We start from the raw sequence: 12715 nt of genomic DNA on the forward strand, positions 1-12715 counted from the left end.
AGACCGGCATCCGTTCCGAAAGGAGGGCTGCTGCCATGTCCCAGTCAGCCCCGTCTCCTGCTTCCGCCCGCCCGGCCCTACTGAGGTTCCTCGGCGGGGTGCGGACGGTCACCGGCAGTAAGTTCTTGGTCGAGAGCGATCACGCACGGATCCTCGTCGACTGCGGACTCTTCCAGGGTGTCGCGGACCTGCGCCGTCGCAACTGGGACAAGCTGCCCTGCGACGCCTCGGACATCCACGCCGTCGTAGTGACCCACGCCCACCTGGACCACTGCGGCTACCTGCCGCGACTGGTCCGGCACGGCTTCCGCGGCCCCATCCTCACCAGCGCCCACACCGCCCGGCTCGCCGAGATCGTGCTCCGCGACAGCGCCCGCCTCCAGATGGAAGCCGCCGAGCACGCCAACCAGCACGGCTGGTCCACGCACCGCCCCGCCAAGCCGCTCTACGACGACGATGACGTCGATCAGACGATCAAGTACTTCGACCCGGTACCGGTGGGCAGCGAGATCGAGATCATGGCCGGCACGAAGCTGATGCTGCACCACGGCGGTCACATCCTCGGATCCGCGTGGGCGCACCTGACCCTGGAAGACGGTCACACCCTCGCCGTCAGCGGCGACCTCGGCCGCCCCGGCCACCCGCTCCTCCTGCCGCCCGAGCCCTTCTCCGGTGCCGACGTCCTGCTGATGGAGTCGACGTACGGCAACCGCCGCCACGACCACGAGAGCGCACGACGCGAGTTCGCCTCGGTGATCACGCGGACGCTGTCCCGTGGCGGGACCGTGGTCATCCCGGCCTTCGCGATCGACCGCACCGAGGTCGTCCTGCACGAGCTGGCCACCCTGCGCGGCGACGGCACCCTGCCCCGCCACGTACCCGTCTACGTCGACAGCCCCATGGCCCTGGCCGCACTGGACGTCTACCGCGCCGCCGTCCGGGCCCACTCGCCCGAGCTGCGCCCTGAGATCCTCGCGCAGGGCGAGGCGGCGATCAGCCCGGAGCCCTTCCTGGCCGCCCGGACCGTCCAGGAATCGATCGACATCAACAACTCCACCGGGCCGGCGATCATCGTCTCGTCCGCGGGCATGGCCACCGGCGGCCGCGTCCTGCACCACCTCCACCGGCTCCTGCCCGACCCCCGCAGCGCCGTGGTCATCGTCGGCTTCGCCGCCGCCGGCACCCGAGCCCGCGACCTCGTCGACGGCGCCCGCACACTCAAGATGTTCGGCGAGTACGTCCCCGTACGCGCCGAGGTCGCCGACGTACCGCACTTCTCCGCGCACGCCGACGCCGACCAGATCATCGACTGGCTGCGCAACGCCCCGGCCCCGCACACCACCTACCTCGTCCACGGCGAGGAGACCGCCTCCGAAACCCTGAGGGACCGCATCGACCACGAGCTGGATTGGACGGCCGTCGTACCCAAGTCCGGGGAGGCCGTCCTGGTCCGCTGACCGGGCCGGACGGTCCCCGCGGTATGCACCGCGCGGCCCTCGCGGCCACGGCGGCCCACCGAGCAGGGTGGATGCGAAGGGTTGGAGGCGCTCCATGAGCACCATGCACACCATCCTCGAAGCGATGGCACCAGAAGCCCTGCTCGCCCACTCCCACCAGGTGACCATCCCGGCCGGCACCCGCATCTTCAACGAACGCCGGCGGGCCGAGAAGTTCTGGATCATCCAGTGCGGCACCGTGGACCTCGACACCCACGTCCCCGGCCACAAGAACGTGGTCGTCGACACCCTCGGCTACGGCGAGCTCCTCGGCTGGTCCTGGATGTTCCCTCCCTACACCTGGCACCTCGGCGCCACCGCCTCCAACGAGGTTCGCGCCCTGGAGTTCGACGCCGCGGCTGTACGCCAGCTGTGCAACGAGGACTCGGCCGTCGGTCGTTCCGTCTCCGTCGCCGTGGGCGCGGTCATCGCCGACCGGCTCGGCTCGGCCCGCACCCGGCTCCTTGACCTGTTCGCCCCTCACGGCAGCGGCACCCCGCTCGCCTACGCACGCTGAGGACCCCGCCATGACCTCCACCCCCTACACCGTCGCCGACGTCATGACCACCAAGGTCATCGCCGTCACCCCCTCGACCGGCTTCAAGGACATCGCCACCGCGATGGAGCAGTGGAAGGTGACCGCCCTACCCGTCATCGAAGGGGAGGGCCATGTCGTCGGCGTGGTCTCCGAGGCCGACCTCCTGCCCAAGGAGGAGTTCCACGAGCACCGCCCGGGCCTGATCGAGCAGATGCGCCGGCTCGGCGATACCGCCAAGGCGGGCTCCACCCTCGCCGAGAACATGATGACCACCCCGGCGGTCACGATCCGCCCTGACGCCACCCTGCCTCAGGCCGCCCGCCTCATGGCCGACCGGCACATCAAGCGCCTCCCGGTCGTCGACGCCGACGGCACCCTCATGGGCATCGTCAGCCGCGCCGACCTCCTCAAGGTCTTCCTCCGCACCGACGAGGAACTCGCCACCGAGATCCGCCGCACCGTCGTCGACCGCCTGTTCCCTCTCTCCCACGAAGCCGTCAAGGTCACCGTGGCCAGAGGGGTCGCCACCCTGACTGGCAAGGTCCGCGACGGCAACCTGATCCCGCTGGCCGAACGCCTCACCCATGCTGTGGAGGGCATCGTCGCCGTCCAATGCCAACTCAAGCCTTCACCGAGACGGACCGCGATGTGCATCGGCACTGAAAACACCACGCCGGATATACAGCGTAGTCACGAGGGCGCATTGACGACTCCGAACGGTATGTGGACGCTGGGTGTAGCTGGTGCAGTGCCGTTCAGGTGGGAGACCTGATCGTCGAAGAAGATATGCGGATCCAAGGCGCTGATGATGGGAGTCTTGTCGACGCCGCCGAGGAAGAAGGCGTCATTCACCCGCAGCCCCCACTGCTTGAGGCTCAGCACGGCACGCTCATGTGCGGGGGCGTCCCGAGCAGTGACCAGGGACACTCGAAGGCGGGGCTCATACCCGAGATCCTTGCGGCGCTCATCCTCCTCAAGACGCTGGATGCGGTTGATGCCAGCGAGGAACTCGCGCAGCGGTCCTGGATCGTGTGGTGTGGTCGCATTGCGCACCTCGTGCGCACGGAACTCGTCGATGCCGGCACTCTGGAAGATCCGCTCGGCAGAGTCACCCGCCACCACGCCGTCAAAGTCGAAGGCAATCCGGAGTTCAGGGTCGTCCTCGTCATCGACCCGCGCTGTCTCGAGCACGTGACCCGCTGGCAATCCATCTGCGACCGCCTCGCGCACGTCAGCCCCATTGGCCGACAGGAACAACGACATGTTCAGGGCTGGCATGAAGCTGTGTGACGAACGACCCTGCCGAAAGACGGCTCGGCTGATAGGCAGGCCGTGCGCTTCGATCGAGCGCATGACCCGCAAGCCAGTGTCCGGGTCATTTCGCGACAGAACGATGACCTCAACCAACGAATCGGACGGATCCGCGAGGTCGTTCAACGACAGCAGGCGGCGAACGAAAGGGAAGGCAACTCCCTTGGCCAACACATCTTCTACATGTGCCTCTTGGTGGGTGCGGTAGGCATCCTCTCCCCGTTCTCGAAACACCGCGTCGCAGTCGGTGAGGTCGAACAGCGCACTGGAGGCGATCCCTACCACCAAGCGACCGGACAGGTCGTACTTCATGACACCCCCTGCTTGGCGTGCGCGCAGCGTTGGGATGGTTATCTCCCTGACGCATATGTCGGAAACATGTGCGACCCTTCCCTCGCTGTTCGAGTGGGGAAGTGAGCGAGCGTGCGGTGCGCCGACTCCCGCGCCTGGCGGGTCAAGCCACCAGACCGACGTCGAGGACCTTGGCGGCTTTGCCGATAGAGCCGGGCATGAGGTGGCGGTAGATCTTGAAGGTGATGTCGAGGCTCTTGTGGCCCATCCACTCGGCGACGTCCGTGATGGGAATGCCGTTGGTCAGGCAGTTCGACGCGAAGAAGTGGCGGAGGCTGTAGATCACCATGCCGTCGGGAACGTCGACCTCGCCAGCCCGCTTGATGCGTTGCCACTGGTTCTGGAGGTAGTAGGCGAGGAACGGCCTCGTGGGGTCCATGGGGTGGCGGAGGAGGTAGCCGTCGACCGTGCCGTGCTTGTCGGCGTACCACTCGATCGTCTCGCGGACGCGGGCCGGGAGGGGGACGTCGCGGTAGTCGGTGGGCTTGCGGTGTTTGAGGCGGCCGTAGGTTTTGGTGGTCTGGTTGACCTGTTCGGTGATGCGGTAGACGTCGCTGGCGACGAGGTTGTTGAGGTTGACGGCGAAGGCTTCGCCGTTGCGCATGCCGCAGCCGCTCATGAGGTCGGAGATCAGCAGGAACCGGTCGTCGCCGGCGGTGCGTATGTCGCGGAGCTGGGCGGGGGAGGGGATGACGGCGCGCTCGGGGTCGTACTGCGGGGGCTTGACGCCCAGGACGGGGTTCTCGGTGTAGATGCCGAGGCGGTAGGCGTCGAGGAGGACGGACTTCAGCTTGTCGAAGGCGTTGGACTGGGTGGCCAGGCCGGCGCCGTTGCGCTCCATGGTCTGGAGGAAGCCGTCGACGACCTTGTGGTCGAAGGTGTTCATCCGGCGGCTGCCGGGGGTGGGGAGGATGTGGTGGTCGAGGAGGGACTCGAGCGTGCGGAGTGAGGACTCGGCGAGGTCGCGCTGGCCGGCCTTCCATTCCGCGGTGTACTCGCGGAACTGCATGGTGCCGAACTTCTGGATGCGCTCGGCCTTGCTCTGGCTCCTGGGTGCCGCCTTCTTCTCCTTGTAGATCGTGGTGAGGCGGTCGATGGCCGCGTCCTGGGTAGTGAAGCCGGCCTCTTCGGACTGCTTTCCGGCGGCATTGCGGTATCGGATCGTGTACTCGTGCGGGCACTTCGACCAGCGTGACTGCGGGTGCTCGCAGTCTTTGTAGAAGGTGCCCATGCCGTGGGCCAGAGACTTCGTTGCCATGCCGTGCGGACTCCTCGGGCGCCAATGCTGACCTTTTGCTGACGCTGGAGGGTCCAATACGTTCCTGACCTGCACGAAGACGGATATCTCGTGTTACGTTCTGGAACAGGATCGGATGTTCCCAAGAGGATATTGCACAGGTTCGAGAGGACTGGATGAACGGCAGCCGCTTCGGCGAGGTGAAGGGCCATGGGCGCTCCGATCCTGCCCCTGAACTTCCCCAACTCGCTTGAGGCCTATCGGGAGAACGCGCTGGGCAGCGCTGATGTCATCAAGGGTGCGGGAGCTGTGGTCTGCTGTCGTCCTGTCATGGAGGGCCGCCGCACGACGTTGTGGACAGCAAGCAATGCGCGGTGTCGCGGCAGCAGCGGTTCATCAGTCGGGCCCATCAGGCCTGGCAGGCATGATGGGGGGCTTGCCCTCGGTGTCTATCGCGACGAAGGTCAGCTGGGCGGTGGCCACCCTCTGTGGTGGGGCCTGGCGCGTTCCAGCGATCGGCCCGCGCGGACACGGGCGACGTCATCGAGTGCAGCCGGCCTTTTCCACTTCGGCGTCGACGTCGAGCAGTGCGGCTCGCTGCCGGGGATCGTCGAGGCCGACGACCTCGGGACCTACGTCAGGTAGGCCTCGAGTTCGGGGCTCTGAGCTGGGCTTTCGACCCATCGCTCGGCGCTGACCTGCGGTGTTGGTTCTTTCACGGGCTTTCTGGCTACGCGGCCAGAACTGCCCAGAGACTCCCCGGGCGGCCCCGGGACTCCACAGTCACTCCCCAGGGGTGGCTTGTGGAGAGGGCCGGTTGGCCTCTGCTCCCGGCTCGGCGCCGAGGGCGCCTTGGGTCTTATGGATGAGGCCTCACCGGCTGCGACGTCCACGCGGTGGGCAAGCGCTGGCACTCAACCGCCCTGGTCCTTACCGCTTCTGCTTACGGGCGGGGCGCCGTGTGATTGGTGGGACGGTCAGCGCGGGGCGGCGCACAGGCAGATGGCGGTGAACTCGGCCGCGGTAGTGGCTCCTGCTGCGAATCCGGTGAGAAGGAGAGCGCGCGGACGGGGTGTCGGGGGAGCGGGGTGCTCAGATGTCAGTCGTTGCGGCGTGCCAAGCGGCGCCGGGCGGCGAAGCCCAGGCCTGCGGCAGCGGCGGCGGTGGAAGCGCCAACGGCCAGCAGAACTGTTTCGGTGCGTACCCAACCGGTGGTCTCGGAGCCTGCGTCGACGCTGCTGGGCTCGGCCGGACCCTGGGCGGCGCCCGGGGTGGTGTCGGGGGTGGTGTCGGGTCCAGTGCGAGGGTTGATGCCCAGGGAGGTGGTCGGCTGGGTGGTCGACTCAGTGGTGGGTTCAGGGGCGGCGCAGGGACCTGCTCGGCGGTGGAATTGAGGGTGACGTCCACCGGCGCGGTGCTGTCGCGCCCGCACGACTCGCCGTGCGCCATGAAAATGCCGTGCCTGATCTCGACCTCGCCCTCTGCGGCCTGTGCGGGGCTGCTCGCGAGTACCGCCGAGACCGCGGCGCCAAGGAGCACCACGCTTCCGCCCAACCGGGCAAGCTTCATGGCGACTCCTATTCCTTTGGCGACGTACATCGCCGATCCCTTGATCGGTCGACGGCCAGTCACCGTGCCGGCCCCAGGAACTGGGTGGCCGCCAGGCGTGCGTACAGGGTGTCTTGGTCGAGCAGTTCCGTATGGGTGCCCACCGCGCGTACGCGTCCTGCGTCCATCACCACGATCCGGTCGGCGTGGGTCACCGTTGAGAGGCGGTGTGCCACGACGAGGACGGTGGTCGTCCGGGCGGCCTGTGTGATGACGTCGCGTACCGCCAGTTCGTTTTCGGCGTCGAGCTGCGAGGTCGCCTCGTCCAGGAGTAGCAGCCGGGGTTTGCGCAGCAGGGCGCGGGCGATCGCGATGCGCTGCCGTTCGCCGCCCGACAGCTTGGTGCCGCGGTGTCCGACCGGGGTTTCCAGTCCCTGCGGCAGGTGGTCCACCAGCGTGTCCAGTTTCGCCCGGATCAGGACGGCGTGGATGTCCTGGTCGGTCGCGTCGGGTGCCGCGAAGACCAGGTTCTCCCGCAGCGTTCCGGCCAGGACCGGCGTGTCCTGCTCCACGTATCCGATGGCACCGCGCAGCTCCGGCAGTGGCCAGTCGCGGACGTCCTTGCCGTCGACCAGAACCCGGCCTCCGGTGGCCTCGTAGAACCGCTCGATCAGCGCGAAGACCGTCGACTTGCCCGCCCCCGAGGGGCCGACGAAGGCCGTCATGCCGCCGCTGCGCACATCGAAGTCGACCTGGTGGTGGACGGACGGGAGGTCATCGCGGTAGCGGAAGCTCACGTCCTCGAAGCGGACCGACGCCGGGCCACAAGCCGCCGCCGATGTCCCGGGCCGCTCGGGGTGCTCCTGGTCCAGGTGCTCCGTTTCAAGCCGCTCCACTTCGTCGATGCGGGCGACGGCCGCTGATCCCTCCTGATACGCGGAGGCCGCCTGGACCAGCCTTTCCACCGGCTCGATGACGTAGAAGAGGTAGAGCAGGAAGGCGATCAGAGTGGACACGGGGATCGCTCCGGAGGCCACGCGTGCCCCGCCGACGCCGAGCACCGCGAGGAACGACAGCTGCATGGCCAGACCGACCGATCCCTCCGCCACCGCCTCCCACTTCGCACTCGTCACGCCGTGCCGCCACGACCGCTGCAGTGCCGCGTCGGCGACCGCGTTCTCGCGCTGTTCGGCGCCTGACGCCTTGACGGTCCGGAGCGCGCCGAAGATCCGCTCGAGGACGGAGGAGACCTCCCCGACCGCCTCCTGCGCACGCTCGGTGGCCTGCGCGATTCTGGGCATCACCAGGGCGACGGCCCCGCCGATCAGCACGCCCACAGCCAGGGTGACGCCGAGCAGCACGGCGTCCATGAAGGCCATCATGACGATGGCCGCGACCAGGGTGATGACGCCGGTGGCACCGTTGACGAGTGCCTGGGTGGTGACGGCGCGCAGGAGCGTCGTGTCGGAGGTGACCCGGGACATCAGGTCGCCCGGCTGGTGCCGCTCGACCTCCGTGAGGCGCAGCCGCAGCAGTCGACCGACAAGGGTGCGGCGGGCGGCCAACACGACCGACTCCGCGGTCCGCTCCAGCACGTACGCGCCGAGCGCCTGGAGCACCGCGCCCAGTAGTACCAGTGCGGTGAGGGCCAGGAGGATCCTGCTGATCGTCTCACCGGAGCCCAGCCGGTCCACGAGGACCTTCGTGGCCAAGGGCTGGAGCAACCCGCTGCCGGCCCCGATCAGGGTGAGCAGGGCGGCGAGCGCGACGGCCTTGCGGTGCGGTCGGAAATGGGCGTACAGCGCCTTGAACGTCTTCGGGGCGGTCAGGCGTGCGGTGTCGGCGGCCGACGGGTCGGTCGCGGTCATGACGTGGTCCTTTTGTCGTCCGGTTGCCCGGTCACTGCGGTCGCGGATCGGAGCACCAGGTCGTGCCCGCGCGTCAACGGGGGGTCGGAGTGCTCAGCCGGACAGGCTGGCGAAGATCCCCCCGGCTTGGTGGACCAGGCCGGCGTACAGGTCAGGCCGGAGGACCGCCAGGATTCCGGCCGCCGCGAGGAAAACGAGGAAGCCGGCTTCCCGGCCGCCCCTGAGGTGTCCGTGCAACAAGCAACCGCCCCTCGCGCACCCCTTGCAGAGCGGCGTGTCGGGAGCGGCCGGGGCCGGTGCGCGACCGTCTCGGTCCGCTCGCTTGTCGTCCATGCGTCCAGGCTCGGCCAAGGGCGAGCCAACGGGTATCCGGCAGTAATCCGGACCTCAGCCCCCAGGTGGCCGGCGAGACCCCCCCCAGGTGGCGGGTGTGCCCACTGGTGAGGAAGGCGTTGAGCCGTCAGGGCCGGGGTGGGCCACGAGGGCGCGCCACCCCGGCCGGACCTCATCGGATGTACTTCGCCGGCTTGGTGGCGGCGTTGAGCAGGTGCTCCAGCGGTCCGCGGCGGAAGAAGCGGGACCAGAGCGTGGCGAACACGATCGCCCCGAGGATGAACGTCAGCACGGGCCCCCAGGACACCTGGCTGCTTTCGCCGGTCGGGATGCCCACCGCGGACTGCACGATGAAGTGGCCTACGTACGCCGTCAGGGACATGGCGCCCACGGCGGTGATCGGCTTCGCCAGGCGGCGCAGGAGCGGCAGACGGTCCATCAGCACCGTCGCGCCCACGATCACGAGGATCGCGACGCCCACGCTGCCGATGATGTCGAACGTGGTACCGCTGTGAGGCCCGGCGGACAACAGCTCCGAAGCCGACCCCTGGGCGTCGAAGGATCCGCTGGCGGAGGACGCCGCCTCGGAGTCGGCGGACGACTTGCCGCCCTCCGCCATGCTCCGTAGCGCGTCCTTGCCCGCCAGCAGCAGGGACGTGCCGTACGCGGCCACGGTGAGGGCGGCACCGAGCGCGGCCAGGCGCAGTTGGACGGTCGTGGCGGACAGGTCGAGTCGGGCCAGCGCCATCCCGGCGACCACGAACGGCATCCACGTGATCGTCGGGTAGAAGCCGGTGAGCAGCAGATCGAGCACTCCCACGTCGCTGAGCTTCTCGAGCGGGTCGTAGGCGTTGACGCTCTGCTGGACGGACTCGCTCAGCAGGGATTTCAGGACGAACGCCAGCTGCGGTGTGACGAGTGCGAGCCCGGCCGCGATCAGCGCGAGCGTGCTGGCGCGCAGTCGCACCAGGGGCAGGGCGAGGAGGAAGTAGACGCCGTAGAAGGCGAGGATGATCACGTCCCCGTACTCCATCGACAGCGCGGTGCCCAGCGCCAGCAGGACCACGGCGCGGATCGCGATCCGCGCTTTGGCCTGCCGACCGGCCAGACCGGTCTTCGGCTTGCGACGGCCGGCGATCAGCATCAGCGAGAACCCGGCGAGGGTGGCGAACAGGACCGACGAGTGACCATCGGCCAGATACCGGACCCAGCCGGCGACGCCGTCCGTGGCCGACAGCGGGGGGCCGATGTGGACGATGTACATCCCGAACACCGCCAATGCCCGGGCCAGGTCAACCCCGACAAGGCGTCCCATCGAAGGGCCGCCCGGGGCCGGCACGGCGGACTCGGGCAGGGTTCGAGGCTCAGGCGGCGACGTCTCCAGGGGCGGCTGCATCTGTGTCATAGGGAGAATCTCGCGGTGACGCCAGGAGTCGGGCCATCCGGCAGGCTTCGGCAACGGCCCCGCCGGTCGGCGGTGACCACCCCGCCGACCGGCGGGACCGTGTCCCGACCGGTCCGGCAGGATCGGGCGTCGTCGGCGGGGCGATGCGCAAGGCGTGCGCATCGCCCCGCCGTCCTCCAGCGCCCAGCCCGTCTATCGCAGGTCACAGGTAGCGGTCGATGGCGGGTAGAAGCTCCTGGAAGGTTGCCCCGGCCGCGGGTTCGCCGATGGCGGCCAACTGCCAGCCCTCGGGCAGGCGGACGACCTTGGCCATGATCTGGGCGGTGTGGGAGCCCCCGCCGGACAGGGTGTAGCGGGCGAGTTCGAGGCCCGTGGTGTCGTCCACCAACCGGCAGTAGGCGTGTCCGACCTCGCCGAAGGTCGCCCCGGTGAAGGAGTTCACGGTGAAGACGATCTGGTCGACCTCCGGGGGGACCCGTGTGAAATCGACGGTGATGGCTTCGTCGTCCCCGGGCCGTCGCCGCCGGTGCGGTTGTCGCCGGAGTGCCTCACCGCGCCGTAGGAGCTGACCAGGTAGTTGAAGTAGACGACCTCCAGCATCTCCCGGCCCGAGTACATCAGTGCGGAGGCGTCGAGGTCGATCTCCTTGGGCCCGATCAGTTTTCCGAGGAACCCCTTGCGTTGGGCTGCCTGCCAGCCCAGGCCCATGCGCACCCGGATGAGGGGGGTCGCGTCGGACTTGGCCAGGCTGATCGTCTGGCCTTTGGCGAGGTTTACGGACATGAAGGCTCCCGGGATTGATGGGGGTGGGGCCAGACGGTTGCGGCGGCCCGGTGGGGCCCGCCGCCCGCACGCGGAGGGATTCCGCGTGGACGGCGCGGGCGGCGGGGGCTGGGGTGCTCCGGTGTCAGAGACTGACGCCGAAGTCCTGGGCGATGCCGGCCAGGCCGGAGGCGTAACCCTGGCCGACGGCACGGAACTTCCACTCCGCGCCGTTGCGGTACAGCTCGCCGAAAACCATCGCCGTCTCGGTGGCGGCGTCTTCGCTCAGGTCGTAGCGGGCGAGCTCGGCCCCGCCGTTCTCGTTCACCACCCGGATGTATGCCTGCCGCACCTGGCCGAAGTTCTGCGAACGTGCGGTGGCGTCGTGGATGGAGACCGGGAAGACGATCTTCACCACGTCGGCCGGAACGGCCGCGAGGTTCACCTTGACGACCTCGTCGTCTCCCTCACCCTCACCGGTGAGGTTGTCGCCGGTGTGCTCGACCGAACCGTCCGGGCTCTTGAGGTTGTTGTAGAAGACGAAGTGCGAGTCGGAGGGGACTTTGCCGCGCTCGTCGCACAGCAACGCGCTCGCGTCGAGGTCGAAATCGACGCCGGCCGTGGTGCGCACGTCCCAGCCGAGACCGACCAGCACCGCGGTCAGGCCCGGGGCCTCCTTGCTCAGCGATACGTTGCCGCCTTTGGACAGCGAAACACCCATGGGGTTCTCTCCTTGCTCTTGGTGGGATCCGGTCCGGCCCGACGGTGCGGGACGGCGCCGGTGGACACATCTGCGGTGCGGGCGCCGCGAGGTGCGTCACCGCGCGCGGGGCCGGACGGAGGGGATCAGGGGAGGGGGCGTCCGCCGGACGGTCCAGACCGCCCTGGTAGGGGCCGGTCGTCCGGAATCTCTCCTCTTGCGGAACTCCAGACTCAGGTGCCGCCCGGGGTGGCCGGTATCCCACAGGTGTCCGGTTCTCCCCGCCGACCGGCGGAGTGCGCCACCCGTCACCCGGCGGGCCAGCGTCAGCAGGCCGGGGCCCAAGGACCCGGGGGCCGGCCACGGTGTGATGGCCGGCCGAGGTCATGCCGCAGCGGACAGCGGTTTCGGGCGGGGCCGCGCGATCCCGCGCCCCGGCGGGCGGGTACCGCCTCCGGCGTGGAAGTGCCGTTCGCGTTCCTCCAGCTCCTCCCGGAGGTGGACCAGCGCCCGGTGCAGGGTGCTCTTGACCGTGCCCGTCGCAAGACCGAGCAGCTGCGCGGTCTCCTCGGTGCTCAGCTCTCCCCAGTGGCGCAGTACGACGATGCTGCGCTGCCGGGGGGTCAGTATGCCGAGGACGTCGAGGAGCAGGGCGCGGTCGGTGTACCGGTCCGTGCTGTCCTCGACGCTGGTGTCGGGGACGTGCGCGGTGAGCACTTCCTCGAACTTGCGGGCCCGCCACCACTCCGTCCGGGTATTGATCATCACCCGGCGCAGGTAGGCGTCCGCGAGGTTCTTGTCGACGATCTGGTCCCACCGGACGAAGGTCTGAGCGAAGGCGGTCTGGAGCAGGTCCTGGGCGTCCACCAGGTCAGGAACCAGGCGGCGGGCCGTGCGCAGCAGCGCGTCCTGCCGGAGCCGTACGTACTCCTCGAAGCGCAGAGCCTCGTTGTCGCTGAACACGTCCGCGTCCTCCTCGTTCCGGGCCGACGTACGCCCGCACAGGTGGAGGGAGAGCGGCCGCCGGAGCCAGGGCGGCGTGGTCGTGCCCTGCCCTGCCCTGCCCTGCAAACTTCGTGCAAGGACAGGTTGTGGAGGTATCCGCCGGGCGTCCGGAGCCCATCCGCCACCTGGCGGAGCGCGCCCCGCCAGGTGGCGGTCCGAGG

10 protein-coding genes and 1 pseudogene are annotated in these 12715 nt (G+C 69.0%); 4 read left to right on the forward strand and 7 right to left on the reverse strand.

Translation table 11 applies throughout. The features are described 5' to 3' along the window. Positions 1 to 35 precede the first annotated feature (35 nt). From OHU74_RS00125 to OHU74_RS00135, 3 genes are all read left to right on the forward strand, one after another. On the forward strand, positions 36 to 1457 hold the full coding sequence (locus OHU74_RS00125; RefSeq protein ID WP_371613965.1) for an MBL fold metallo-hydrolase RNA specificity domain-containing protein: 1422 nt from the start codon (positions 36 to 38) through the stop codon (positions 1455 to 1457). Between the two features lie 94 nt (positions 1458 to 1551). Further along, entirely contained in the window at positions 1552 to 2013 is a 462-nt protein-coding gene (locus tag OHU74_RS00130; protein ID WP_371613966.1) for a Crp/Fnr family transcriptional regulator, read from the forward strand. 10 nt (positions 2014 to 2023) lie between these two features. Then, positions 2024 to 2806, forward strand: coding sequence for a CBS domain-containing protein (locus OHU74_RS00135; protein ID WP_371613967.1), 783 nt, complete (start codon positions 2024 to 2026; stop codon positions 2804 to 2806). Here the strand turns inward: OHU74_RS00135 and OHU74_RS00140 are convergent. Together OHU74_RS00140 and OHU74_RS00145 are read right to left on the reverse strand one after the other, a co-directional pair. Then, positions 2725 to 3657 carry a 5'-nucleotidase gene (locus tag OHU74_RS00140; RefSeq protein ID WP_371613968.1) on the reverse strand — a complete coding sequence of 311 codons (933 nt, stop codon included), beginning with the start codon at positions 3655 to 3657 and terminating at the stop codon, positions 2725 to 2727. The two genes, OHU74_RS00135 and OHU74_RS00140, sit on opposite strands and share 82 nt — an antisense overlap. Before the next feature lie 142 nt (positions 3658 to 3799). After that, positions 3800 to 4954, reverse strand: a complete 1155-nt coding sequence (locus tag OHU74_RS00145; RefSeq protein ID WP_371613969.1) for a tyrosine-type recombinase/integrase — start codon at positions 4952 to 4954, stop codon at positions 3800 to 3802. Positions 4955 to 5143: 189 nt separating this feature from the next. Between OHU74_RS00145 and OHU74_RS00150 the strand changes: the two genes are divergently transcribed. Next, positions 5144 to 5578, forward strand: coding sequence for a hypothetical protein (locus OHU74_RS00150; protein ID WP_371613970.1), 435 nt, complete (start codon positions 5144 to 5146; stop codon positions 5576 to 5578). Positions 5579 to 6561: 983 nt separating this feature from the next. Here the strand turns inward: OHU74_RS00150 and OHU74_RS00155 are convergent. From OHU74_RS00155 to OHU74_RS00175, 5 genes and pseudogenes are all read right to left on the reverse strand, one after another. Beyond that, on the reverse strand, positions 6562 to 8349 hold the full coding sequence (locus tag OHU74_RS00155) for an ABC transporter ATP-binding protein (RefSeq protein ID WP_371613971.1): 1788 nt from the start codon (positions 8347 to 8349) through the stop codon (positions 6562 to 6564). Between the two features lie 505 nt (positions 8350 to 8854). After that, positions 8855 to 9997, reverse strand: coding sequence for a DUF418 domain-containing protein (locus OHU74_RS00160; protein ID WP_371613972.1), 1143 nt, complete (start codon positions 9995 to 9997; stop codon positions 8855 to 8857). 292 nt (positions 9998 to 10289) lie between these two features. Further along, positions 10290 to 10870, reverse strand: a pseudogene (locus OHU74_RS00165) (TerD family protein). A gap of 124 nt (positions 10871 to 10994) precedes the next feature. Then, on the reverse strand, positions 10995 to 11570 hold the full coding sequence (locus tag OHU74_RS00170; RefSeq protein WP_371613973.1) for a TerD family protein: 576 nt from the start codon (positions 11568 to 11570) through the stop codon (positions 10995 to 10997). Positions 11571 to 11933: 363 nt separating this feature from the next. Next, a complete protein-coding gene (locus OHU74_RS00175) occupies positions 11934 to 12512 on the reverse strand; it encodes a SigE family RNA polymerase sigma factor (RefSeq protein WP_371613974.1) in 579 nt (192 codons plus the stop codon). Positions 12513 to 12715 lie beyond the last annotated feature (203 nt).

The sequence above is a fragment of the Streptomyces sp. NBC_00454 genome, assembly GCF_041434015.1.
GTDB lineage: Bacteria > Actinomycetota > Actinomycetes > Streptomycetales > Streptomycetaceae > Streptomyces.

Excerpts from the sequence above, each read along its gene's own strand:
- OHU74_RS00125 (WP_371613965.1), top strand. The coding sequence starts at position 36 with ATGTCCCAGTCAGCCCCGTCTCCTGCTTCCGCCCGCCCGGCCCTACTG.
- OHU74_RS00130 (WP_371613966.1), top strand. The coding sequence starts at position 1,552 with ATGAGCACCATGCACACCATCCTCGAAGCGATGGCACCAGAAGCCCTG.
- OHU74_RS00135 (WP_371613967.1), top strand. The coding sequence starts at position 2,024 with ATGACCTCCACCCCCTACACCGTCGCCGACGTCATGACCACCAAGGTC.
- OHU74_RS00140 (WP_371613968.1), bottom strand. The coding sequence starts at position 3,657 with ATGAAGTACGACCTGTCCGGTCGCTTGGTGGTAGGGATCGCCTCCAGT.
- OHU74_RS00145 (WP_371613969.1), bottom strand. The coding sequence starts at position 4,954 with ATGGCAACGAAGTCTCTGGCCCACGGCATGGGCACCTTCTACAAAGAC.
- OHU74_RS00150 (WP_371613970.1), top strand. The coding sequence starts at position 5,144 with ATGGGCGCTCCGATCCTGCCCCTGAACTTCCCCAACTCGCTTGAGGCC.
- OHU74_RS00155 (WP_371613971.1), bottom strand. The coding sequence starts at position 8,349 with ATGACCGCGACCGACCCGTCGGCCGCCGACACCGCACGCCTGACCGCC.
- OHU74_RS00160 (WP_371613972.1), bottom strand. The coding sequence starts at position 9,997 with ATGGGACGCCTTGTCGGGGTTGACCTGGCCCGGGCATTGGCGGTGTTC.
- OHU74_RS00170 (WP_371613973.1), bottom strand. The coding sequence starts at position 11,570 with ATGGGTGTTTCGCTGTCCAAAGGCGGCAACGTATCGCTGAGCAAGGAG.